This window comes from Saccharothrix stipae (assembly GCF_054781895.1).
On the sequence record NZ_BAAGTN010000001.1, the window covers coordinates 206,248 to 228,675 of the forward strand.

The following is a 22,428-nucleotide window of genomic DNA, read 5'->3' on the forward strand; positions in this document are numbered from 1 at the left end:
GACGCTAGAGCCCAAGTAGGACGACAACCGTCCTAGATCAGCCCCGGATGCCCGAACTGCGCGATCCTCAGCCCCCCGTCCACCACCACCGTGTCGACCAACCGGAACCCCAGGCTCTCGTACAACGCGATGGCCGGCGCGTTCGCCGCACCCGTCGACACGATCGCCGGCCCACCCTCGGCCAGCACCTGCTCCACCAACCGCCGCGCGAACCCCAACCGGAAGTGGCTCGGCGCCACGCACAACCGGTCGATGTCCAGCACACCGTCGACCTTCGCGTACCCGACGAACGCCACCAACTCCTGGTCGACGTACCCGCCGAGCCATCTCAACGGCAGCGGCCGGATGTCCTCGACCGACTCGTACAACCCGGGTATCGCCGTGCTGCCGATCAACTCCGACTCGACCGCGTACGACAACCGCGCGATCCGGTGCACCGCCTTCGCCGTCTCGTCGTCGGTGAGATCCAGGGGAACGATCATGCCGCCATCCTTTCCACGAGGTGATCCGCCGGTTACCCCGGCGGATCACCCGTGCAACCCCACACGATCCCCCGATGTCCCGCCTACGGAGTCGCGACGGTGCAGGCCAGCTGCGTGCGCACGTACCGGGACCCGGAGTGCGGCGACCGACCCGCCGCGGTGACCCGGACGTTGTAGCTGCCCGTCTCCGCGGTCGCCGTGAAGCGACCGGTGACCAGCGGCAACGCCGACTCCGGCCCGCCACCGGCACCGTTGCGCCGCGGCATCGTGTCCGAGAGCGACAACCGGCCGACGGCGAACTGGAACAAGTCCGGCTTGCCCGCCGCCAGCAACCGCGCCCGCAACGCCAACAACCTGCCCACCTTCTCCGGCAGCGAGTCCCCGTCGGGCACCTTCACCGGGTCCACCCGGCTCAGGGCGTCGGCATGGACCTTGCCCAGGCTGTCCAGGCCGAGCACCGGCGCCACCACCAGCCCCGCCGGCCTGCCCGGGTTGAACACCCGGTTGCCGTCCGTCATCTTCGTCGTCACCAGCAGCGGGCTGCCCGCCGTGAACCGACGCGGACCCAGGTCGACGTGCAGCCGCACCGGCGACCGCACGAACCCGGCCGCGGTGAACCGCGTGTGCCGCTCCCGCGCCGTCGACACCTCGATGAACCACCGCCCCGCCAACGGCTCCGCCACGTCGAACGCCACGTACCCGCGGCCCTCGGTCCGCCGCACCAGGCTCGAATGCGCCGGCACCAACCTGCCCTTCGGATCCCGCAGGCGCACGCAGATCCGATCACCCTTCGTGGCGCTCTCCGGCACGAAGTGCAACGAGGTGTCGGCCCACGACACCGTGAACGTCGCCTGCGACGCCGCGTCGTCCACGAACGCCGCGACCCGACTCGTCGACGCCATCGCCGACTCGTTCACCACGATCCCGTCACCCGACACCTGACCCCGGATGTAGTTGTAGATCTCGAACAGGTCGTCGATCGTCGGCATGAAGTAGTAACGACCCTCGGAGATGTCCGCGATCTGCTCCAACAACGCCTGGTCCGACGCGGGCCCCATCGCGCACGTGTACACCGGCACCGCGCTCGGCAACGTCGCCACCGCGTCGAGCGCCGACGGCTTCGCCGGGTTCCCCGCGTCGCAACCCTTGTTGTCGTACCCGTCCGACAGCAGCACCATCGCCCGGCTCGCCACCGACGACGTCGCCAACAGGTCCCGCGCCTCCACGATGCCGTCACCCATGAACGTGCAACCACCGAACACGGTCGCGTCGACCTCGGCCTTGGCCGCGTCACGAACCGGCTGACCCGTGATCGTCCGCACCGCCGGACCCGGACCCGTCGGGAACGCGACGTCCCCCGTGCTGCCGAAGCTCACCACACCGACCTCGTCGTCCACCGACATCAGGTCCAGGAACTGCTTCGACGCCGTCCGGGTCACCGCCTCGTACCCGTACACGATCATGCTGCCCGAGCGGTCGATCACCGGCACGACGCTCACCGGCGCCGCCGGCGGCACCTCGGCGTTGTCGATCACGAGCGCGAAGTCCTGCCACGGCGTCGCGATGTCCGGCCGGGCACTCGCCGACACGGCCGCGGCGATCACCCGGACCTCGTAGGTGCCCGTCGGGTTCTGGACGTACACGCACTCCACGTTGTCCACGTTGTCGAACGCGCCACCCGGCACCGAGAACCCGCCCGCGAACACGTTGCCCTTGAACGCGACACCGCTGTCCAACTCGGTCACCTCGAGGTCCAGGTCGTTCACGATCGCCGGGCTGGCGGCGACGGCACCGGGGGAGTCGGTCCACACCAGCGTGATGCGCAACGGACGGCTCGCGTCGGCCGGCGCGACCCGGATCAGGTGCTCCTGACCCGCGGCCGTGAACGCGTGCCGCTGATCGGAGAAGATCTTCGGCCCCCGGTCCGAGGCGGGCGCCTGTTCGAGCACGTTCTCCAGGCTCACCCGCCCCCACCCCTGGTCGTTGTTCGGGATCGGCGCCAGCGGAGCGCTGTCCCGCAGGTTCAGCCTGGTCGCACCGGGGGAGACGGTCCGGAACGTCATCACGTCCGTGCCCTGGTCGTAGTGCCAATGACCCGGGCTCACCACCGCCGCCGCGCTCGCGACCTCCGTCATCGCCCCGAACACCCCACCCGGCGCCTGGTCGACCGCCTCCGCCGGGACGTGCCCGAGCGAGGACACCGACCGCAGACCACCACCGAGGTTCGCCCACTCCGAAGCCGAGTACGACCTCCAGTTCGCGCCACCCGCCATGTCCTCCGCACCGTTGACGACCAACGCCTTCGCCATCGCCGCGCTCGGCGTGGCACCACCCGTGCGGGCCCGCCACCACTCGATCATCACCGCGATCGCGCCCGTGACGTGCGGCGCGGCCATCGACGTCCCGGTCAGCAGCACGTGACCGCCGTCCGTGCCCGCCTGCGCCGAGTTCACGTCGGTGCCCGGCGCGCACACGTTCGGCAGGATCCGGCCGTCCGCGGCCGGACCACGACTCGAACTCGACGCGATGCCCTGCACGTCGTCGCTCGGGAACCCCTCCCCGGGACGCGCGTTGAGCGAGTTGCCGACCACGATGACGTTCTTGGCCTCCTTGGGACCGGTGATCGTCCCCGACCGACCACCCGCGTTGCCCGCCGAGAACACGATCACCAACGAGTCCAACCCCGCCGTGGCGTCATCCGGATCGCGCACCAACTGGTCGTACCGCCGCGCGGTCGCGGTGTACCCGCTCCCCGCAGGCGACGAGAACCACGAGTTGTTCTGCACGGCCGCCCCGTTGTTCACCGCGTCCCGCGTGAACTGCCCGAAGTCCGCCGGCGGCCACGGACCCTCAAGCCCGTTCTGCGTCACCAGACCGGCCTGCGGCGCGACACCCAGACCGCTCAGGAAGTCGTCCGGCGCCGCACCCTCGGTGTCACCGCTGCCCCCGTTGCCGAGCGCGATGCCCGCGACGTGCGTGCCGTGCCCCTCCACGTCCTGGATCGCCGGGTTGCCGTCGTAGTTGACGAACGTGACCTGACGACCGCGGATGTCGAGGTGACCGGTCGTGTTGTTCGTCGCGTTCTCGTCCACACCGGTGTCGCAGATCGCCACGTTCACCCCAGTGCCACCGCCGAGCCCCACCGACGCCAGCCACGACAGGTAGCCGGTCGTCGGCGGAATCTGCTCACGGACCAGCTGCGACTCCCGCTCGCCGTCCAGACCGGGCCGATCGTCGACCCGTTCGAGCAACCGCACGTGCGGCAGGCGCGCGATCACCGCGACGGCGTCCGCGTCGATCTCGACCACGACCGTGGCGTACAGCGGCGCCTCGGACTCCGTGCGCGAGTCGCTCACGACCCTCCCGCCCGCCTCCCGCACGGCCACGCGCACCTCGTCGGCCGCCGACGGCGGGTGGACCGAGACGCTCACGTACGAGAGGGTGCCGCTCGCACCGACCAGGTTCGGGTGGATCCGGTAGGCGGGCTTCATCGGCCCGGTCCACGTGACGAAGCCCAGCTCACGCAGCCGCCCGACCACGTCCGGGGTCCCGCCGACCAGCACCCCGTAGGCACCGGTCGGCTCGATCACCTCGACACCGCGGGCCGCGATCTCCGCCAGCCACTCGGCCCGCGGCGGCGCCACCAGCTGCACGAGGTGGTGCGGCCACTCCTCGGCGAGCTCCACCGGCACCTCCAGCTCCTCCGGAACCGGCGGTCTCTCCTCCTCGCTCTCCGTGTCGACGCGAGTCGCACCGAGGTCGATGATGCCCGCGTCGGGCAGCAGCTTGACCCGGTAACCCTGCTCCTCCAACGCCTCCAGCCGCTCCCGACCGCCCTTCACCACGGCGCCCTCGGGCAGCACGGCCTCGACCTCCACGCCCGCCGCGGACTCCGCCTCGCTCGGCCGGAACCGACCCGTCGCCGCCGAGCGCGGCGTGATGATCGCCTTCGTCGTCATGGGAACTCCCTGTCTCACGTTGGTTGGGTGGGGTGCGCCGGCTCAGACGTCGCGGTCGACGCTCACGTAGACCCGGCTCGGTCCGTCCGGCAGCGGAGGGCCGAAGAGCGCGGGTGGTTGGATCCGACCGACGGTGATGCGTGCGCCCGGCACGGAGGCCGATGCGCCCAGCTCGATCGGCAGGGAGGCCTCCCGCCACACGGGCTTGACCTCGTGGTGCCCCGGGCCGGGATTGCGGTGGCCGATCGAGTGCACGACGACCGCGTCCTCGCCGAGGCCGACGTCGTCGTGGGTCGCGGTGCGGTACTCCACGGTCAGCAGACCGCCCAGCCCCAGCACGATCGGCACGATCGCCACCACCGGTCGCGGCGTGGTCGTCTCGCTCAACGCGCTGAGCAACACGCTCTGCCCCAGTCCGACGTCGACCACGTACGGCTCGGCGAACAGCGGGTTCCCGGGCATGCCGAACCGGCCGAACCGGCGGAACAACGAGGCCGCGCTGAGCCTGCGCCCGCTGCGCCACATGTGCGGTGACAGGAACTGGATGCCCTGCGCCTCCGGCGGTGGTGCGATCGCGTGGTCCCAGGACCAGGTCTCGCCCATCAGGCAGTAGCGGTCGTCGTACAGGGGGAACGCGTGCTCGAACCCCAGCACGTGGCCGAGTTCGTGCTGGAAGAACTCCAGCGAGCCACCCTGGTCCAGCAGCGCGTCCTTGCCGAGCGCGCCCGCGTCGCACGGCGGCGGGTTCACCATCGCGACGAAACCGTCGTAGCCGTCGGTGTCGAGGTCCAACTCGCTCTCCGCGTACCGGCGGATCGCGCTGAGCGCCCGGCCCCTGTCCACGGCCAACGCCGGGTCGAGATCGCCCAACCGGACGAAGGTGGACCACGTCAGGTCGAAGTCGAGGTCGACGATGCCGAAGGTGGCGCGCGCCCAGTAGTCGCGCACCAATCCGGCGAAGATCGCCCGGTACACCTGCTGGGGCCACGGCCAACTGCCCACCGCACCCGGCGGGGGAGTCGGCCACATGAACCGGGCCACCTTGATCCGGAACCGCGTGCTCATCCGCAGCCTCCCCGCCTCGCCGTCCTACAGGCAGGGTCGCGCCGGCGGAGCCTTCGTTACGCCCCCAAGCCCAACCCGTTCCTCGCAACCGGGTGAACGACCACCAACACCAGCCGCCGTCCTGGCTTCCGATAAGTGAACCTTATCGGAAGCCAGGATCTAGGTCGGCAAATTCGTTACGTTGTGTCCAATAACGTTTGATCTAACGTATTTCTGCTACGATATCGCCGTGACGACGACCGAGAACTCCGCGCTGACCTGCAACTACCCCGGCTGCACACGGCCGGTGTTCCGGGGTAGTGGGCCTGGCAGGCCTGCCGAGTACTGCGATCTGCCGGAGCACACCCGGTGGCGGGCGTGGCGGGAGCGGCAGCGGTTGGCGCAGGCGGCGGAGGCGGAGCAGGAGGTCGTCACCGTGACGAAAGGCCCGCAGGGGATCACCGCGGGCAAGATCAGGGCCGAGGAACTGCTGGAGCGGTTCCGGGTGTTGACCGAGCAGATGTCGACCACGCTCACCGGGGCCGTGGCCGAGTTGTCCGCGATCGCCGACCCGAGCGTGGCCGAGAGCCAGGTGCAGGCGGTCGAGGCCGAAGCCGCGCGACGGGTCGCCGAGGCGGAGGCGGCGGTCGCCAAGGCGGAACGGCGGCGGCGCGACGCCGAGCAGGCCCGGCAGGCCGCCGAGCAGACCACCGAGGACGCGGTGCGTGCCGCCGAACAGGCCGAACAGGACGCGGAGGCCGCCTACGGGCAGCGCGACGCCGCGCGGGCCGAAGCCGACGCGGCGGTCGAACGGGCCGAGGAGGAGATCGCCGCCATCCGCGTGGAGGCCGCGGCCGCCGTGGACGAGATCCGGCGCGACGCCCAAGCCCGGGTCGAGCAGGCCAAGGCCGACGCGGTCGCGCACGCCGAGCAGGCCCGGCGGCAGGCGGTGCGGGAGGTCGAGCAGGTCCGCACCGACGCCCAGGCCCAGGTCGATCAAGCCCGACAAGACGCACAGGCGCAGGTCGAACGCGCCCAAGCCGAGGCACGGGCCCGCGTCGAGCAGGCCCGCGACGAGGCGAAGGCGAACGTCGACCAGGCCCGTGCTGCCGCACGCGCCGAAGCGGACGCCGCGAACGAGGCCCGGGTCAAGGCCGAACGCGCCGAGCAGGCCGCCCAGGACGCCCGCGCCGAACTGGACCGCGCCCGAGCCGAGCTGACCGAACAGCGCGACACCCACCGCGTCCAGCTCGACCAGGCCGAACGTGCCGCCCGCGAACGCCTCGACGCCGTGGACCAAGCCCGCGTCCAGACCCTCGTCCGGGCAGAACGCGCGGAAACCCAACTCGACCGGCTGCAAGCCGAACTGGACGCGCTGCGCGCGGAACGCACCTGAGCCGTCCGCGGTGCTGTCCTGCCTCTTCGGCTCAGCCGAGCATGACGGGCTTGCCGACCAGGCTCGTGGCCACCAGCCGGTCCACGCCGGGCAGGTTCGACAGCCGCACCGCCACCCGCCGCGCCCGCAGCCGCCACGGCGACGCGGGCAGGAACCACCGCGCGCCCGACCGCGCCACCCGCTGCTTGTCCACCACGACCGGCCGCCAGGCGCGTTCGTACGCGGCCGGGTCGGCCAGGTGCTCGGCCAGCACGTACGCGCCGCCGATGCCGAGCGACGCGCCCTGCCCCGCCAGCAACGACACCGCGCCGCACGCGTCACCGACCAGCACCACCCGCCCGGACGTCCACCGGGGCAGTTCCACCTGCGCGACCTGGTCGTAGTAGATGTCCTCCGGGCACCGCACCAGTGCCCGCGGCACGACCCACCCCAACGACCCGTACGCCTCCAGCACCGCCGCACGCGGATCGGCGGGCATCTCGGGTGACGACGTCCGGTGCACGGTGAAGGCCGCCACCCGGCCGTCGCGCAACGCGTAGAACCCGACCTGGCGGCCGACGGTGTCGGTGAGGTGGAACCGCCCGGCCACCAGCGCGTGCACCTCCGGGTCCTCGAAGGTGAACGCCGCCGTGTGGAACCCGAGGTACCGCAGGTGCCCGTCGCCGAACACCAGCCGTCGCACCGTCGAGTGCACGCCGTCGGCGCCGACCAGCAGGTCGCCGGACACCGTCGACCCGTCGGCCAACCGCGCGGTCACCTCCGGTCCCCGATCGTCGACGCCGACCACCGCGGCGCCGAACCGCAGCGACACACCGGCGGGCAGGTCCTCGCGGAACGCGCGTTCGACGTCCGGGCGCATGATGCTGAGCAGCCGCCCGTCCACGGCGCGGGCGAGCCGGTCGAACCGCAGCCCGGCCACCCTCCGCCCGCGTGAGTCGACGTAGGCGGCCTCGTCCACCCGGTAGCCCAGGTCGAGCAGCCGGGGCAGCACGCCCATCCGCTCGGCGGCGTCGTAGCCCGGCCCGAAGAAGTCGATCATGTAGCCGGAGGTGCGCGGCGCGGCGGCCCGTTCGACCACGACGACCTCGTGCCCGAGCGTGCCCAGCCGGTGCGCCAGCGCCAGCCCGGCGATCCCCGCGCCGCTGATCACGACCTTCATCGCAGCACCCGCCCCAGGACCGGCACGACGACGTCCGCGGACAGGTCGGGTGACAGGGCGCGGTGCAGCAGCACGCCGTCCACGGCCGCCGCCAGCACGGCGGCGGTCGCCGCGGGTGTCGGCACGTCCCGCGACTCCAGCCAGGTGGCGAGCGTGCGGCGGAACTCCACCAGCACCTCGGCCACGGCCTGTCGCAGCTCGTCGTTGCGGGTCGCGGCGAGGAACGTCTCGGTGAACAGCTCCTGCCCGCCGTGCCCGTCCAACGCCCCGAGCAGCAGCGCCAACGCCTCCGGGGGTGTGGAGGCGCGCTCCAGCACCGGCGCGAGACCGTCCACGGCGGACCGCAGCGCGCCGACGGCGGCCTGGACGAGCACGGCCTGCGTGGAGTCGAAGTGGTAGTGCACGACGCCGGATCCGACGCCGGCGCGTTCGGCGAGCATCCGGGTGCTCACCGCACCCCAGCCCTTCTCGGCGATGAGCTCCGTGGCCGCGTGCAGCAGCCGTTCCCTGACCGTCATTGGACGATCGTACTGGACGATCGTCCAAATCTAGAGCCGGACGGTGCCGTCCACGCCCGCGAACCGCAGCAACCGGGCGCCTTCGGCCTCCACGTCGGCCCGCTGCGCACGGGTCAGCGGCCGGAACACCTCGATGTCCAGCCCGTCGCCGGCGAGCTTCCAGGTGCCGTGCACGAAGCCGTCCACCAGCAGCGTCGGCTTGCCGCCGATGACGATCCCGCGCCGGTAGTCCTCGTCGGAGATGACCCGGGTGCGGTCGTCGTGGCCGAGCAGCACGTTGTCGAACTCGGGCAGGAACCGCGCCGGCGCGGGCGTGTCGGGGTCGGGCCGCGGCGCGTCCGGCACGTCGTACAGCGTCCGACCGCGTTCGTCGGTGAAGATCCGCAGGTCCATCGCCTCGACCACGGGCTTGAGGCGGCTCATGCCCGCCCAGGTCTGCACGTCCTTGACCGAGGCCGGGCCGAACGCGGCCAGGTAGCGGCGCACGAACTCCTCGATCGGCGCGGCGGGTCCGGCCGCACCGAGCCAGTGCCGCGCCGTGGTCCACTTCGCCGCGCCCGAACGGCCCCACACCGCGCGCGGGGGCACCTGCACGGACGGCACCAGGAAGCTCCCGGCGTAACCCAGCGCCGAGGCGTCGTGGTCCGGCCACCGTGCGCCGAGCGCGTCGCTGATCTCGCGGCGGGTGCGCGGCTGCTCCTCCAGCAGCGCGGTGACGGCCCCGGTGAACTCGTCGACGTCGAGCCCGTCCATCACGAACCCGAACGGCGAGGACGCGAACCGGCGGTGCAGGAACGGCCGCAGCAGCGGTTCGAACCGGCCGTGGTCGGCGGCGGTGACCAGGTGGATCGTGGCGCGGTGCAGGGAGGCCCGGACCACGTGGCGGTCCAGCAGCAGCGATCCCAGCTCGTCGGCCTGGAACGACCGGATGCGCGACCACAGGCCGTAGTAGGGCGAGAACGGCTCCTGCGCCTGCATCCCGACCAGGTGTTCCACCACGTCGCAGGCGGTCCGGTCCACCCGCTCCAACAGCAACTGCCGGTGCAGGGTCGCCCGGTTCAACGCCCGGGTCGTCAGCTTCTCGGTCACGGGTCCACGTTAGCCGGCATTGCGGACAGTTCCCGTCCTGGGTGACGTGGGTCCACGTTCGGGCCGACGCGGGAAGCGCAGGTCGGGGTCGGGCACGCGGTGCGCGACGTCCTGCGGGCGGGCCTGCCGGAGGTACCGAGACGCGCCGGCGGCGGCCGTGTCGGACCTGCCGGGGACGAGCCGCCGGCCCGACACCGCTCGGCGGGTCCGCACGTCGAGGGCCGGACCTGCCGGGCCGCCGTCGGCCGGCGGACGGTCCCTTCGCCGGTCGACGCCGCGGCCGGCGGATCAGGCGGATCAGGCGGTCCCGTTGACCTCCCGGCGCAGCGCGATGGCGTCCGCCCGGACCCGCTCGGGTGGTTCGCGGTCGATCAGGGCACGGCGCACGAGGTCGGCGACGGCGGGTTGGTGGGCGGGGGTGAAGCCGCGGCGGGTGATCTCCTGGGTGCCGATGCGCAGGCCGCGCAGCCCTTCGTCGATGCGCTGCCACGGCAGGCTGATGCCGCTGAGGTAGACGCCCGCCTCGCCGAGCAGCACGGCCGCCGCGTCGCCACCGCCCAGGGTGAGGGCGTCGACGGCCAGGTGGTGGGAGCGGGTGAACACGCCGTCGTGGCGGGCGACGTCGAACCCGTTGTCGGCCAGCGCCCTGCCCAGCGCCTGCGCGTTGGCGACGCACGCCCGCGCGTAGTCGGGGCCGTGCTCGGCGAGTTCGGCGGCGGTGACGGCGAGCGCGCCGAGGCGTCCGGCGTCGTAGTTGGCGAGCATCCCGGGGTAGGCGACGTTCGAGACGCGTTCGGCCAGGTCGGGGTCGCGGGTGACGACGCAGCCGCCGGACGGGCCGCCGAACGACTTGTAGGTGGAGAACGTCATCAGGTGCGCGCCCTCGTGCAGGGGCCGCTGGAACTGCCTGCCGGCGACGAGCCCGGCCATGTGCGAGGCGTCGTAGAGCAGGATCGCGCCGACCTCGTCGGCGGCCGCGCGCACCGCGGCGACGTCGTGCGGGAACAGCATCAGGCTCGCGCCGATCACCACGATCCGCGGCCGGTGCACCCGCAGGAACCCGGGCAGCTTCCCGTAGTCGATGTCGAGCTCGTCGGGCAGGTAGGGCAGGTCGACCACGGTGAGGCCGCGGATCGCGGGCACGCCCTGGGCGTGGTGGCTGGCGTGGCCGCCGGCGAACTCGGGCAGCACCGCGATCTTGTCGCCGGCGCGGGCGAACGCGGTGTAGACGGCGAGGTTGGCCAGGGTGGCGCTCTGCAACCGGACTTCGGCGAACCGGCCTTCCATGAGCGAGGCGACGAGCAGCGGCGCGAGGACTTCGAGGGTGTCCAGGTGGTCGAGGCCGACCTGGTACTTCTCGCCGGGCCAGCCCATGCTCGGCCGGCTGGACACGCCGGCGGCCACGGCCGCCGCGGCGGCGGGGCTGAGCACGTTGGTGCCCGCGTAGAGGACGATCCCGTCGTCGTCGACCTGGGCGGCGTGGGCTTCGAGGGCTTTGCGCACGGTGCCCGCGACGCCTGCGGCGGACAGGTCGGCGCCGACGGCGGCCTCGACCTCGGCGAGCCTGCGTTGCGCCTGCGGCGAGGCCCAGGGGGCGATCCTGCTGTTCGTCACGATCCAGCACGCTAGGGCGTCGGCGCGGGGTGGGGCGACCGTCCGGCGACTGGAGTTGTTCCTACAGTTGTCGGAATGCAGGAGCTGCTGGACGAGCTGTCCCTGGTGCTGGGGCGCGGGGTGTCGGTGGACGACGTGGCGGGCCGGGTGGTCGGGCACAGCGCCCAGACCGACGACGTGGACCAGGCCCGGGTGCGGGCGATCCTGACCAGGCGGGTGCCGGCGGACGTGGCGGCGTGGCAGGAGCAGCACGGCATCGCGGCGGCGACGGGACCGGTGCGGGTGCCGGCGAACCCGGAGTTGGGTTTCCAGCAGCGGGTGGGGTTCCCGTTGCGGCACCACGGTGTCCTCGTGGGCTACCTGTGGGTGCTCGGTGACCTGCCGGAGCTCGACCTGGGCGGGCGGCTGGCGGCGTTGGCGGCGCGGGTGCCCGCCGGTGAGCGGACGCCGGTGCGGGTGGTGGTGGCGTTGCAGCCGCGGGTGGTGCGCACGGTGCCCGCCGGTGACCCCCTGCCGGACCTGCCGGGGCACGTCGGGATCAGCGATCCGCACCCGCCGGACCGGACCGGCGCGGCGTACCAACAGGCGTTGGCGGCGGCGGAGCTGGCGCGGCTGGACCCGGCGTTGCCCGACCTGGTGCGGTGGTCGGAGCTGGGCGCGTACCGGTTGTTGCTCGGCGCGGCGCCGGAGGAGGTGCTGGCGGGGCTGTCGGAGGTGCTGCTGCGCACGTTGGAGGTGTACCTGGACGCGGGCTGCGAGGTCCGGGTCGCGGCGCAACGCCTGCACCTGCACCGCACCAGCCTGTACTACCGGCTGGGCCGGATCGCCGAGCTGACCGGCCGCGACCTGGCCGACGGCGGCGCCCGGCTGGAGCTGCACCTGGCGCTCAAGCTCGTCCGGTTGGCGCGGCGTGCGTAGGGTCGACCGGGTGCTCCTGTGGATCAACGGCCCTTTCGGGGGCGGCAAGACGCAGACCGCGCACGAGCTCCGGCGCAGGCTGCCGGGCAGCTTCCTCAGCGATCCCGAGCACGTCGGGTTCGCGCTGCACCGGATGACACCGCGCGCGTTGCGCGGCGACTTCCAGGACGTGGCGGCGTGGCGGCAGGGCGTGGTCGAGGTGCTGGACCGGGCGCTGACCGGGCACGAGGGGGTGATCGTCGTGCCGATGACGGTGGTGGAGCCCGCCTACTTCCGGGAGATCGTCGGCGGGTTGCGCGGCCGCGGCCACGACGTGCGGCACTTCGCGTTGATGGCCGAGCGGGAGACGGTGGTGCAACGGCTGCGGGAACGCAGTCTGGTGCACGCGGCGCGCGTGGTGCTCGGCCAGGGTCGCGTTGGTGACGACGCACTGCTGCGGCGGGAGAGCTTCGCGATGAGGGTGCTGGACCGCTGCCTGGAACGGCTGCGCGAGCCGGAGTTCGCCGAGCACGTGTTGACCGACCACCTCGCGGTGCCGCAGGTCGCCGATCGCATCGCCGCGTCGGCCGGGCTCACGTTGCGGCCGAACACCGACGGCAGGCTGCGCGGCGGGCTGCGGCGGACGTGGACTTCGGTGAAGCACATCCGCTTCGGCTAGCGGCGCGACCGCCCGGGCACGACACGATAGGGTGATCGACTTCGCCGACCGATGTCGAGGAGTGACGTGCCCGACGACCTCGGCCTGCTGCTGTACCTGCCGCACCGCGAGTTGGAGGACCGGGTGTTCGCCGCCCTGACGGGGGCGGGTTTCGACGACGTGACGCCCGCGCAGGCCCGGGTGCTGCACCGCATCGGCCCGGACGGGTCGCGGTTGGCCGAGCTCGCGGAGGCCGCGCGGATCACCAAGCAGACCGCCGGTTTCCTGGTCGACCAGCTCGAACGCGCGGGGTACGTGGAACGGGGCCCGGATCCGACCGACGCGCGGGCCCGGTTGATCCGGGTGGCCGAGCGCGGGCGCGAGACGATCCCGGTCTGCTCGGCCGCGATCGCGGAAGTCGAACGGGAGTGGGCCGCGCACCTGGGCAGGCCGCGGATGGCGGCGCTGCTCGACGCGCTGGCCCGGTTGCGCGAGATCACCGACCTCGACCGGTAGTCACACGCAGGTCGGCGGTCGGTGTTGCGGTCCGTGGCCCAGTTCCACGCGGATGTCGTCGTTGTCGGCGAGGACCACCACCGTGCCGCGGTCCCGGGTCCAGCCGTCGGAGACCAGGAAGTACTTGGCGCCGACCTTGTCGAACAGGCGCAGGCCCAGGTAGCGGTACCGGTAGCGGGAGCCGTCGGCGGGCAGGGGTTCCTCGCAGGCGCCGGGCGCGGTGATGTGCAGGCGTTCGGCGGCGTAGACGACCACGGCGGTCTTGCCGCGCACGTCCGCGGCGTAGTGGCGGGCCAGGTCGACGCCCCGGACCTCGGCGTAGTTGCCCGCCGACCAGAACAGCGACAGCGACACCACGGCGAAGGCGAGCGTCCTGGTCCAGGTGGGGTGGCTGTCCGGGTGGCGCAGCCGGCTCCCGTACAGCGACAGCAGGATCCCGCCGCCGACCGCGAGCGGGAAGGCGTAGAAGCTGGTGACCGGGAACAGCAGGCCGAGGACGACGGTCAGGGCGGGCAGGAGCAGCCAGGCCAGGGCCAGCACGACCGACAGCACCCGGCCGGCCTTGCCGGGTTTCCTGCCCACCGCGCGCACGCGCGGTTCCAGCCAGCGGCAGACCAGGGCGATCGCCACGACGACGGCCAGCAGCAGGAACACCGGCCCGACGCTGCGCAGCACGTAGTCGGTGGTGGACATGCCGAGCACGGCGCTGTCGATGCCCAGCTCGCGGGCCTGCACGTCGCTGCGCCGCCAGCCGAAGTACACCAGCAGGCCGGTGATCACCGTGACGTTGGCCAGCGCCTCGCCCACCCGCTGCACCGCGTCCGGCGGGTCGGCGGTCCTGGTACCGGTGGGCGTGGCATCGGTGGGCGTGGCATCGGTGGGCGTGGCGTCGGGCGCGTCCCGGTCGGCCGGACCGGTCATGACGGCGTCGTGGTCGCCGTGCGGGTGGTCGTGGTGGTGCGGGTGGTCGTGGTGCCGGTCGGCGAGGTGGTCGTGACCGTGGTGGTGGTGGTCGCTTCGTTCGAGTCGGTGCGCGGGTCGTCCTTGCCCTGCCGGTCCGGCCACTCGGGTGGCGAGCCCTTGGTGCAGGTGAAGCTCTCGGGGTCGCGTTGGTCCAGGACGCTGCGCACGGCCTGGTAGGTCGGGCAGTCGACCGGCTCGGTGTAGCCGAACTCCAGGTTCCAGCCGTGGCGGGCGATGCGCCCGTACACGGCGCGGGCCCGGGACTCGTTGCCCAGGCACAGGTCGATGGCGGCCTGGTAGAGCAGCACGTTGCGCGGCGTCATCATGCCCGCCCACCCGTCGCCGTCGTCGAGTTCCGCCTGCGCCGCCCCGCAGCTGCGGTACTTGGCCAGGTGCTGGTAGACGAGGTCTTCGCGGGTGCTCGGGGACTGGGGTCCGTCGGGCAGGAACCAGCCGTAGCGGGTGCCGGTCCCGCCGGTCGTCTCCCCGCCGGTCGTGCCGCTCGTCTCGCCACCGCTGCCGGTGGTCTGGGTGGTGGTCGCCGAGTCGGTGGTGGTGCGGCCGGTCGGACTGCCGAACACCCCGCTCCCGCACGCGGCGACGCCGAGCACGACCGCCACCGCGAGTGTGCTGCTTGCGATTCGTGGCCACATGGCGTCGGCCTCCCTTCGCCTTCACTCTGATGAGCGTCCGGCGGAGGGAGGAATACCGCGACCCGTGTCCCCTTTCGGGTGATTCGCGGTGGTGGTCAGGACGACAGGAAGCGGTCCAGGACGCGGGTGCCGAACCGCAGGCCCTCCACGGGCACGCGTTCGTCGACGCCGTGCGGCATGGCGCGGTAGTCGTAGCCGGGCGGCAGGGACAGCGGCGCGAAGCCGTAGCAGTCGATGCCCAGCCGGCTGAACGCCTTGGCGTCGGTCCCGCCGCCCATGCAGTAGGGCACGACCACGGCATCGGGGTCCTCGGCGCGCAGGGCGGCGGCCATCGCGTCGAACCACGGCGAGTCGATCGGCGCCTGCACGGGCGGTTCGTCGGCGATGAACTCGCGCCGCACGTCGGCGCCGAGGGCGACGTCGATCGAGGCGAGCAGCTCGTCCGCGGTGCCGGGCAGGGTGCGCACGTCCAGTTCGGCGGTGGCGGTGCCGGGGATCACGTTCACCTTGTAGCCGGCCCGCAGCACGGTGGGCGTGACGCTGTTGCGGATGGTGTTCTCGACCAGCTTCGCGGCGGGTCCGAACCGGGCGATGGTGGCGTCGACGTCGGTCAGGTCGACCGGGACGTCGAGCGCCGCGCCGACGCGTTCGATGAACGCCCGCACGGTGGGCGTGAGCCGCACGGGGTGCTCGATGGCGGCGACCCGGGCGAGCGCGGCCAGCAGTGTGGCCACGGCGTTGTCGTCGTTGCGCCGCGACCCGTGCCCGGCCCGGCCGGTGGCGGTGAGCCGCAGGTGGGAGGTGCCGCGTTCGGCGGTGCCGATGGGGTAGACGCGGTGCTCGCCGACGGGGTAGCAGTAGCCGCCGGACTCGCTGATGGCGGTGGCGCAGCCGGCGAAGAAGTCGGCGTGGTGGTCGACCAGCCAGTGCGCGCCGAACTCGCCGCGGTCCTCCTCGTCGGCGACGAACGCGAGCACGATGTCGCGGCGGGGCCGCCGGCCCTCGCGCGACCAGTCGCCCAGCACGGCCAGCACCATGGCGACCATGTCCTTCATGTCGACCGCGCCGCGGCCCCACAGGTAGCCGTCGCGTTCGATCCCGGCGAACGGCGGCACGCTCCACTCGGCGGCGTCGGCGGGCACCACGTCCAGGTGCGCCTGCACGAGCAGCGCGGGCAGGTCGGGTTCGGTGCCGGGCACGCGGGCCAGCACGTTGCCGCGGCGTGGCGCGGGTTCGAGCACGGTGGCGGGCACGCCGACCGCGTCCAGGTGGGCGGCGACGAACTCGGCGGCCTCCCGTTCGCCGGCGGACCGGCCGCCGCCGTGGTTGGTGGTGTCGAACCGCAGCAGCGCGGCGCACAGGTCGACGACGTCCTCAGCCATAGATACCCTCCACCGCCCCCGCCGCGATCGCGGTGACGACCTTGAACGCCTGCATCGCCAGTGTCATGGAGGCCGCGTCGAACCCGACCCGGCGTGCTCCGGTCTGCTCCACCGTAGGCACGACCGCCGCAGCGGCCGCCAGGTGGGTGGCGTCGAACTCCACTTCGACGCGGTGCGGCGCGACCGCGCCCGCCCGCCGACCCGAGCGGCTCATGGCGGTCCGGGCGGCGGCGGTGATCAGTTCGGAGGTCACCCGAGGGGGCGAGCAGAGCGCGGCGTAGCGGCTGACGCACTCCTTGACGGCGACGAGCCCGGCGTCGGGCGCGTAGTCGCGGGCGTCCTCGCAGGCCTTGTCGTCGCCGGTCACCAGCAGCACCGGGACGCCGTGCTCGGCGGCGAGCGCGGCGTTGAGCCTGCCCTCGCTCGCGGGCACGCCGTCCAACCACACGCCGGTGATGGAGTTCTCCAGGTAGGTGTGCGCGAGCACGCCCTCCTGGCCCGCGCCCGCGTGGTAGCCGAGGAACACCACGCCGTCCACGCCGGAGTCGATGCCCTGCATCATCGACAGCGGCTTGTGCCGTCCGGTGAGCAGCCGGGCGCGCGGGTCGAGGTCCTCCAGCAGCAGGTTGCGCTGGGAGGAGTGGGCCTCGTTGACGACCACGTCGGTCGCGCCGCCCGCGTGGGCGCCCGCGACGCAGGCGTTGACGTCACCGGTGAACAGCCGGCGGAACCGCTGCCACTGCTCGGTCTGCGGGACGACGTCGGCGGTCCAGGTGACCCCCGTCGCCCCTTCCATGTCCGCCGAGATCAAGATCCGCATGGGTTCACCGTACCGAGGTCATGTCGGTTCTTGACGCAAGCCTCACCATGGTGGTTACTTCTTGACTTCCACGCACGGGCGGGAGGCGGTCACTGTGGGTATCCGGCGATTCGGCGCGGTCACGGCGGCGATGACATTGGTGGTGCTGCTCGCGCCCACACCGGCGCGGGCGCAACAGCCGGTGACGCTGAGGGTGGCCATCACCCAGCAGGTGGATTCGCTCAACCCGTTCCTGTCGATCTTCCAGGCGGGCACCGAGGTGGGCAGGCTGATGTACGACTACCTGACCGCCTACGACGTGAAGGACCAGCACCCGGTGGAGGGCCTGGCCGACCGGTGGGAGTCCTCCGAGGACCGGTTGACCTGGACCTTCCACGTGCCCGAGGGCAAGAAGTGGTCCGACGGGCAGCCGATCACCGCCAGGGACGCGGCGTTCACCTACGACCTGATGATGCGCGACGAGACCGCCGCCACGGCCAACGGCAGCTTCACCGCCGACTTCGAGTCCGTCACCGCGACCGACGACCGCACGCTGGTGATCAAGACCAAGCAGCCGCAGGCGACCATGCTGGCGCTGGACGTGCCGATCGTGCCCGAGCACGTGTGGTCGAAGGTCGCCGACATCGGCGGGTACCGCAACGACCAGACCCCCGTGGTGGGCAGCGGGCCGTTCGTCCTGACCGAGTACCGGGCCAACGAGTTCATCCGGTTCAAGGCCAACCGGGACTACTGGCGGGGCGCGCCGAAGTACGACGAGCTGATCTTCACCTACTACAAGTCCGCCGACGCCGCGGTGCAGGCGTTGGGCAAGGGCGAGGTCGACCTGGTCAACCGGATGGGTCCGGCGCAGTTCGACTCGCTCGAGGACAAGAGCGGCATCACCCGCAACCAGGCGCAGGGGCGCCGCTTCAACGAACTGGTGATCAACTCGGGTGCGGCGACGCGCACCGGCGAGCCGATCGGCGACGGCCACCCGGCGTTGAAGGACGTCGTGGTGCGCCGGGCGATCGCCAAGTCGCTGGACCTGGACGCGATCATCGAGCGGGTCAACGGCGGCTACGCGCAGCGCGGCACCGGCCCGATCCCGCCGGTGTTCGCCGACTACCACCTCGAACCCGAGTCGGTCCGCCCCCACGACCCGGCCGCGGCGAACGCCGAGCTGGACCGGGCGGGGTACGCGCGCGGCGCGGACGGCATCCGCGTCTCGCCGCAGGGCAGGCGGATGGAGCTGCGGCTGCTCGGGCACGCCGGCCGCGCCTACGACGAACAGACCGGCGAGTTCGTCAAGCGGTCGCTGGCCGACCTGGGCATCGCGGTCGACGTGCAGGTCGTGTCGGACAACCAGCTCAACGAGTCCAGCACGGCCGGGACGTTCGACCTGGTGTTCTCCGGCTGGGGCACCAACCCCGACCCGGACTTCATCCTGTCGCTGCACACGTGCGGCCAGCGGCCCAACGCCGACGGCAAGGGCGGCACCACCGACACGTTCTTCTGCGACCCGGAGTACGACGCCCTCTACGCCCGGCAGCGCACCGAGTTCGACCCGGCCAAGCGGCGTGAGCTGGTGCTGGAGATGCAGCAGCGGTTCTACGACCAGGTCCCGGCGGTGATCCTGGGCTACGACAACGCGCTGGAGGCCTACCGCAGCGACAAGTTCGCCTCGTTCCCCGTGCAGCCCGACCCCGGCGGCGTGATCATGGCGCAGAACGGGGTGTGGGGGTACTACGGGGCCACGCCGGTCTCGGCGACCGGCGGGGACACCGGCCCCGACACCGGTCTGGTGGTGGGCGTGGTCGGCGGCGCGTTGCTCGTGCTGGTCGGCGGCGCGTGGCTGATGGGTCGGCGGCGCGGGCTGCGCGCGGAGGACCGCGAGTGATCCGGCACCTGGCGGGCAAGGTCGGCGGCGCGCTGGTCAGCCTGCTGTTCGTGGTGACGCTGGGTTTCCTGCTGTTCCGGGTGATCCCCGGCGACCCGGTGGTCGCGATGACGCGGGGCCGTCCGGTCACCGGCGACCAGATCGCCGAGCTGCGCGCGCGGCTGGGCGTGGACAAGCCGTTGACCGAGCAGTTCCTGGACTACCTGGCGGCGGCCGCGCGCGGCGACTTCGGCACGTCCTACGTCTACAGCCGGCCGGTGCTGGAGCTGATCGGCGAGCGGCTGTGGCCGACCGTGCTGCTGACCGGCACGTCGACCGTGCTGGCCGTGGTGGTCGGGCTGTGGCTGGGCATCCGGGGCGCGTGGCGGCGCGGGTCGCGGTCGGACCGGATCTCCACGGGGCTGGCGCTGGCGCAGTGGGCGATGCCGACGTTCTGGCTGGGGATGCTGCTATCGCTGGCGACCGGCGACCTGTTCCCCAGCGGCGGGATGCGCTACCCGGACACGCCGCCGGACTTCCTGTCGCAGGCGCTGGACGTCGCCCACCACATGGTGCTGCCGTGCCTGACCATGATCGCCGTGGTCTACGCGCAGTACCTGCTGGTGATGCGGTCCTCGCTGCTGGAGGAGATGCACGCCGACTACCTGACCACGGCCCGCGCGAAGGGGTTGCGCGAGGACCTGGTGCGCCGCCGCCACGCCGTGCCCAACGCGCTGCTGCCGACCGTGACGCTGGTGTTCCTGCACCTGGGGCTGGTGGTGTCGGGGGCGATCACGGTGGAGACGGTGTTCTCCTGGCCCGGGTTGGGGCTGTTGACCTACGAGGCGCTGACCGGGCCGGACCTGCCGCTGCTGCAGGGCACGTTCGTGGTGCTGGCGGGAGCGGTGATCACCATGAACGTGTTCGCGGACCTGCTGTACCGGGTGCTGGACCCGCGGGTGCGTGCGGCATGACGGCGATCGCGTGGCAACGGCGCCGTGCCGCGGCGGGGGCGACGTGGCGGGAGTTCGCGTCCCGGCGCGGCGGCCTGGCCGGGTTGGTCGGGCTGGGCGTGATCACGGCGTTGGCGGTGCTCGCGCCGCTGGTGACCGACGCGTCGGGCCTGGACGTGACGCGGGTGACCGCGCGGCCGTGGGAGCCGCCGTCGGCCGAGCACTGGCTGGGCACCGACCACAACGGGCGGTCGGTGCTGCTGCTGACGTGGTGGGGCACGCGGATCTCGCTCGTGGTGGGTCTGGCGGCCACGGTGTTGTCGGTGCTGATCGGTACCGTGGTCGGGATCGCGGCGGCGCACTTCGGCGGGTGGGTGTCGGCGGTGCTGATGCGGTTCACCGACTTCTTCCTGGTGCTGCCGTCGTTGGTGCTGGCGATCGCGCTGTCGACGGTGCTGCCGCGCGGGTTGGGCACGATCGTGCTGGCGATCGGGGTCACCGCGTGGCCCGCGACGGCGCGGCTGGTGCGGGCGCAGACGCTGGCGGTGGAGGCGCGGCCGTTCATCGAGCGGGCGCGGGCGCTGGGCGGCGGGCACGGTCACGTGATCGGCCGGCACGTGCTGCCCGCGGTGCTGCCGCTGGTGTTCGTGAACACGACGTTGACGGTGGCCAGCGCGATCGTGGCGGAGTCGACCCTGTCGTTCCTCGGCTTGGGCGACCCGACGCGGGTGTCGTGGGGATCGTTGCTGCACGCGGCGAACATGCACGGCGCGGTGTCGCAACGGGCGTGGTGGTTCCTGGTGCCGCCCGGTCTGGGCGTGGTGTGCGTGGTGCTGGCGTTCACGCTGTGCGGGCGGGCCCTGGAGACGGTGCTCAACCCGCGGCTGAAGGGGGAGCGGTGAGCAGCCTGCTGGAGTTGCGGGACCTGAGCGTGCACTACCGGGGCGCGCGCGGCGAGGTGACGGCCGTGCGGTCGGTGTCGCTCGCGCTCCAGGCGGGGCAGACGCTGGGGCTGGCGGGCGAGTCGGGCTGCGGCAAGTCGACCGTGGCCATGTCGGTGCTGCGGCTGCTGCCCCGCAACGCCCGCGTCGAGGGGCGGGTGCTGCTCGACGGGGAGGACGTGCAGGGCATGTCGTGGGGCCGGCTGCGGGCGGTGCGGTGGGCGGCGGCGTCGGTGGTGTTCCAGGGCGCGATGCACGCGTTGAACCCGGTGCACCGGGTGGGCGAGCAGATCGCCGAGCCGATGCGGCTGCACGGCGTGACCGGGTCGGTGTCGGCGCTGCTGGAGCAGGTGGACCTGCCCGCGCGGGCGGCCCGCGCCTACCCGCACGAGCTGTCCGGCGGGCAGAAGCAGCGGGTGATGATCGCGATGGCGCTGGCGTGCGGGCCGCGGCTGGTCATCGCCGACGAGCCCACCACGGCGCTGGACGTGGTGGTGCAGGCGCAGGTGCTGGACGTGCTGACCCGGCTGGTGTCCGAGCGTGGCATCGGGTTGGTGATGATCAGCCACGACCTGTCGGTGCTGGCCTCGACGTGCGACCGGCTGGCCGTGATGCGGCACGGGCAGGTCGTGGAGGAGGGCCCGGCGCGGCAGGTGATCACCTCGCCGGCCCACCCGCACACCCGGGCGCTGGCCGCCGCGTTCCCGACCGTGGGTGATCCGGCGTCACGGCACGTCGCCCCGGCCGAGGCGCCCTCCGCCGGGCCGGTGCTGCGCGCCGAGGGCGTTCGGGTGGACTTCGGCGCGACCACCGCCGTGGCCGGGGTGGACCTGGAGGTGCGGGCGGGCGAGATCGTCGCCCTGGTCGGCCAGTCCGGGTCGGGCAAGACCACCCTCGCCCGCACGCTGCTGGGACTGCGCCGGCCCACCGCCGGGCGGGTGCTGTTCGACGGTGCCGAGATCCCGCGCTCGGCGTCGCGCCTGCGTGCCTATCGGCGGCAGGTGCAGCTGGTGTTGCAGGATCCGACGAGCGCGCTGAACCCGCGGCACTCGGTGTACGAGTCGGTGGCGGAGGGTCTGCGGATCCACCGGGTGCCCGGTGACGAGGCCGAGCGGGTGGCCGAGGCGTTGTCGCAGGCCGAGCTGCGCCCACCGGAGCTGTTCTTCCCGTCGTTGCCGCACGAGCTGTCGGGCGGGCAGCGCCAGCGGGTGGTGATCGCGGGCGCGCTGGCCCTGGGGCCGCGGTTGTTGATCGCCGACGAGCCGGTGGCGTCGCTGGACGCCTCGGTGCGCGGCGAGATCCTGGCGCTGCTGCTGCGGCTGCGGCGGGAGCTGGGCCTGGGGGCGCTGGTGATCACCCACGACCTGGGCCTGGCCTGGACCATCGCCGACCGCGTCGCGGTGATGTACCGGGGTGAGCTGGTGGAGCAGGGCACGGTGGAGCAGGTGCTGCTGTCACCGCGGCACGCCTACACCCGCACCCTGCTCGCCGCCGTGCCACACCACGACGTGCCCGTCACCGACTGACCC

General features: G+C 72.7%; 19 protein-coding genes. 8 read left to right on the forward strand and 11 right to left on the reverse strand.

Translation table 11 applies throughout. The annotated features are described in order from the left end of the window. Window positions 1–32 precede the first annotated feature (32 nt). From ACYVLT_RS00895 to ACYVLT_RS00905, 3 genes are all read right to left on the reverse strand, one after another. A complete protein-coding gene (locus ACYVLT_RS00895; RefSeq protein ID WP_461118115.1) occupies window positions 33–482 on the reverse strand; it encodes a GNAT family N-acetyltransferase in 450 nt (149 codons plus the stop codon). An 83-nt stretch (window positions 483–565) separates the two neighbouring features. Beyond that, window positions 566–4,441: a S8 family serine peptidase gene (locus ACYVLT_RS00900; protein WP_461118116.1), complete on the reverse strand. Its 3,876-nt coding sequence runs from the start codon at window positions 4,439–4,441 to the stop codon at window positions 566–568. Between the two features lie 42 nt (window positions 4,442–4,483). Continuing rightward, a complete protein-coding gene (locus ACYVLT_RS00905; protein WP_461118117.1) occupies window positions 4,484–5,506 on the reverse strand; it encodes a hypothetical protein in 1,023 nt (340 codons plus the stop codon). A gap of 229 nt (window positions 5,507–5,735) precedes the next feature. On the opposite strand from ACYVLT_RS00905, the gene ACYVLT_RS00910 reads away from it, so the two are divergent. Beyond that, window positions 5,736–6,881: a hypothetical protein gene (locus ACYVLT_RS00910; RefSeq protein WP_461118118.1), complete on the forward strand. Its 1,146-nt coding sequence runs from the start codon at window positions 5,736–5,738 to the stop codon at window positions 6,879–6,881. 31 nt (window positions 6,882–6,912) lie between these two features. Here the strand turns inward: ACYVLT_RS00910 and ACYVLT_RS00915 are convergent, their stop codons facing one another. The 4 genes from ACYVLT_RS00915 to ACYVLT_RS00930 form a co-directional block, all read right to left on the reverse strand. Then, window positions 6,913–8,040 carry an FAD-dependent oxidoreductase gene (locus tag ACYVLT_RS00915; RefSeq protein WP_461118119.1) on the reverse strand — a complete coding sequence of 376 codons (1,128 nt, stop codon included), beginning with the start codon at window positions 8,038–8,040 and terminating at the stop codon, window positions 6,913–6,915. Then, on the reverse strand, window positions 8,037–8,558 hold the full coding sequence (locus tag ACYVLT_RS00920; RefSeq protein ID WP_461118120.1) for a TetR/AcrR family transcriptional regulator: 522 nt from the start codon (window positions 8,556–8,558) through the stop codon (window positions 8,037–8,039). Before ACYVLT_RS00920 ends, ACYVLT_RS00915 begins: the two co-directional genes overlap by 4 nt. Before the next feature lie 30 nt (window positions 8,559–8,588). After that, complete coding sequence (locus ACYVLT_RS00925) at window positions 8,589–9,647, reverse strand: winged helix DNA-binding domain-containing protein (RefSeq protein WP_461118121.1); 1,059 nt, start codon at window positions 9,645–9,647, stop codon at window positions 8,589–8,591. A gap of 297 nt (window positions 9,648–9,944) precedes the next feature. Beyond that, the gene (locus tag ACYVLT_RS00930; protein ID WP_461118122.1) at window positions 9,945–11,261 is read right to left on the reverse strand and encodes a DegT/DnrJ/EryC1/StrS family aminotransferase; all 1,317 of its coding nucleotides are present in this window, start codon (window positions 11,259–11,261) and stop codon (window positions 9,945–9,947) included. Window positions 11,262–11,336: 75 nt separating this feature from the next. Here ACYVLT_RS00930 and ACYVLT_RS00935 point away from each other — a divergent pair, with 75 nt between their 5' ends. The 3 genes from ACYVLT_RS00935 to ACYVLT_RS00945 all read left to right on the forward strand — a co-directional run bounded on the left by ACYVLT_RS00935 (window position 11,337) and on the right by ACYVLT_RS00945 (window position 13,332). Next, entirely contained in the window at window positions 11,337–12,179 is an 843-nt protein-coding gene (locus tag ACYVLT_RS00935) for a helix-turn-helix domain-containing protein (protein ID WP_461118123.1), read from the forward strand. Between the two features lie 10 nt (window positions 12,180–12,189). Continuing rightward, window positions 12,190–12,837 carry an AAA family ATPase gene (locus ACYVLT_RS00940; protein ID WP_461118124.1) on the forward strand — a complete coding sequence of 216 codons (648 nt, stop codon included), beginning with the start codon at window positions 12,190–12,192 and terminating at the stop codon, window positions 12,835–12,837. A 66-nt stretch (window positions 12,838–12,903) separates the two neighbouring features. Beyond that, entirely contained in the window at window positions 12,904–13,332 is a 429-nt protein-coding gene (locus tag ACYVLT_RS00945; RefSeq protein WP_461118125.1) for a MarR family winged helix-turn-helix transcriptional regulator, read from the forward strand. Here the strand turns inward: ACYVLT_RS00945 and ACYVLT_RS00950 are convergent, their stop codons facing one another. From ACYVLT_RS00950 to ACYVLT_RS00965, 4 genes are all read right to left on the reverse strand, one after another. Beyond that, window positions 13,333–14,253 (reverse strand): hypothetical protein, encoded by a 921-nt coding sequence (locus ACYVLT_RS00950; RefSeq protein WP_461118126.1) that lies wholly within the window; start codon window positions 14,251–14,253, stop codon window positions 13,333–13,335. Beyond that, the gene (locus ACYVLT_RS00955; RefSeq protein WP_461118127.1) at window positions 14,250–14,915 is read right to left on the reverse strand and encodes a hypothetical protein; all 666 of its coding nucleotides are present in this window, start codon (window positions 14,913–14,915) and stop codon (window positions 14,250–14,252) included. Before ACYVLT_RS00955 ends, ACYVLT_RS00950 begins: the two co-directional genes overlap by 4 nt. Window positions 14,916–15,043: 128 nt before the next feature. Continuing rightward, window positions 15,044–16,330, reverse strand: a complete 1,287-nt coding sequence (locus tag ACYVLT_RS00960) for a M20/M25/M40 family metallo-hydrolase (RefSeq protein WP_461118128.1) — start codon at window positions 16,328–16,330, stop codon at window positions 15,044–15,046. Then, window positions 16,323–17,150, reverse strand: a complete 828-nt coding sequence (locus tag ACYVLT_RS00965) for a M55 family metallopeptidase (protein WP_461118129.1) — start codon at window positions 17,148–17,150, stop codon at window positions 16,323–16,325. Before ACYVLT_RS00965 ends, ACYVLT_RS00960 begins: the two co-directional genes overlap by 8 nt. Window positions 17,151–17,280: 130 nt before the next feature. On the opposite strand from ACYVLT_RS00965, the gene ACYVLT_RS00970 reads away from it, so the two are divergent. Genes ACYVLT_RS00970 through nikE form a run of 4 tightly spaced genes read left to right on the forward strand, consistent with a single transcriptional unit; the run spans window position 17,281 to window position 22,425 of the window. Continuing rightward, a complete protein-coding gene (locus ACYVLT_RS00970) occupies window positions 17,281–19,026 on the forward strand; it encodes an ABC transporter substrate-binding protein (protein ID WP_461118552.1) in 1,746 nt (581 codons plus the stop codon). Beyond that, on the forward strand, window positions 18,978–19,979 hold the full coding sequence (locus ACYVLT_RS00975) for an ABC transporter permease (protein WP_461118130.1): 1,002 nt from the start codon (window positions 18,978–18,980) through the stop codon (window positions 19,977–19,979). The genes ACYVLT_RS00970 and ACYVLT_RS00975 overlap by 49 nt, the downstream gene beginning before the upstream one ends. Next, on the forward strand, window positions 19,976–20,860 hold the full coding sequence (locus ACYVLT_RS00980) for an ABC transporter permease (protein ID WP_461118131.1): 885 nt from the start codon (window positions 19,976–19,978) through the stop codon (window positions 20,858–20,860). Before ACYVLT_RS00975 ends, ACYVLT_RS00980 begins: the two co-directional genes overlap by 4 nt. Continuing rightward, on the forward strand, window positions 20,857–22,425 hold the full coding sequence (nikE, locus tag ACYVLT_RS00985) for a nickel ABC transporter ATP-binding protein NikE (protein WP_461118132.1): 1,569 nt from the start codon (window positions 20,857–20,859) through the stop codon (window positions 22,423–22,425). The genes ACYVLT_RS00980 and nikE overlap by 4 nt, the downstream gene beginning before the upstream one ends. Window positions 22,426–22,428: the final 3 nt, after the last annotated feature.

Excerpts from the sequence above, each read along its gene's own strand:
- ACYVLT_RS00980 (WP_461118131.1), top strand. The coding sequence starts at position 19,976 with ATGACGGCGATCGCGTGGCAACGGCGCCGTGCCGCGGCGGGGGCGACG.
- ACYVLT_RS00915 (WP_461118119.1), bottom strand. The coding sequence starts at position 8,040 with ATGAAGGTCGTGATCAGCGGCGCGGGGATCGCCGGGCTGGCGCTGGCG.
- ACYVLT_RS00935 (WP_461118123.1), top strand. The coding sequence starts at position 11,337 with ATGCAGGAGCTGCTGGACGAGCTGTCCCTGGTGCTGGGGCGCGGGGTG.
- ACYVLT_RS00965 (WP_461118129.1), bottom strand. The coding sequence starts at position 17,150 with ATGCGGATCTTGATCTCGGCGGACATGGAAGGGGCGACGGGGGTCACC.
- ACYVLT_RS00895 (WP_461118115.1), bottom strand. The coding sequence starts at position 482 with ATGATCGTTCCCCTGGATCTCACCGACGACGAGACGGCGAAGGCGGTG.
- ACYVLT_RS00900 (WP_461118116.1), bottom strand. The coding sequence starts at position 4,441 with ATGACGACGAAGGCGATCATCACGCCGCGCTCGGCGGCGACGGGTCGG.
- ACYVLT_RS00950 (WP_461118126.1), bottom strand. The coding sequence starts at position 14,253 with ATGACCGGTCCGGCCGACCGGGACGCGCCCGACGCCACGCCCACCGAT.
- ACYVLT_RS00905 (WP_461118117.1), bottom strand. The coding sequence starts at position 5,506 with ATGAGCACGCGGTTCCGGATCAAGGTGGCCCGGTTCATGTGGCCGACT.
- ACYVLT_RS00970 (WP_461118552.1), top strand. The coding sequence starts at position 17,281 with ATGACATTGGTGGTGCTGCTCGCGCCCACACCGGCGCGGGCGCAACAG.
- ACYVLT_RS00960 (WP_461118128.1), bottom strand. The coding sequence starts at position 16,330 with ATGGCTGAGGACGTCGTCGACCTGTGCGCCGCGCTGCTGCGGTTCGAC.
- ACYVLT_RS00920 (WP_461118120.1), bottom strand. The coding sequence starts at position 8,558 with ATGACGGTCAGGGAACGGCTGCTGCACGCGGCCACGGAGCTCATCGCC.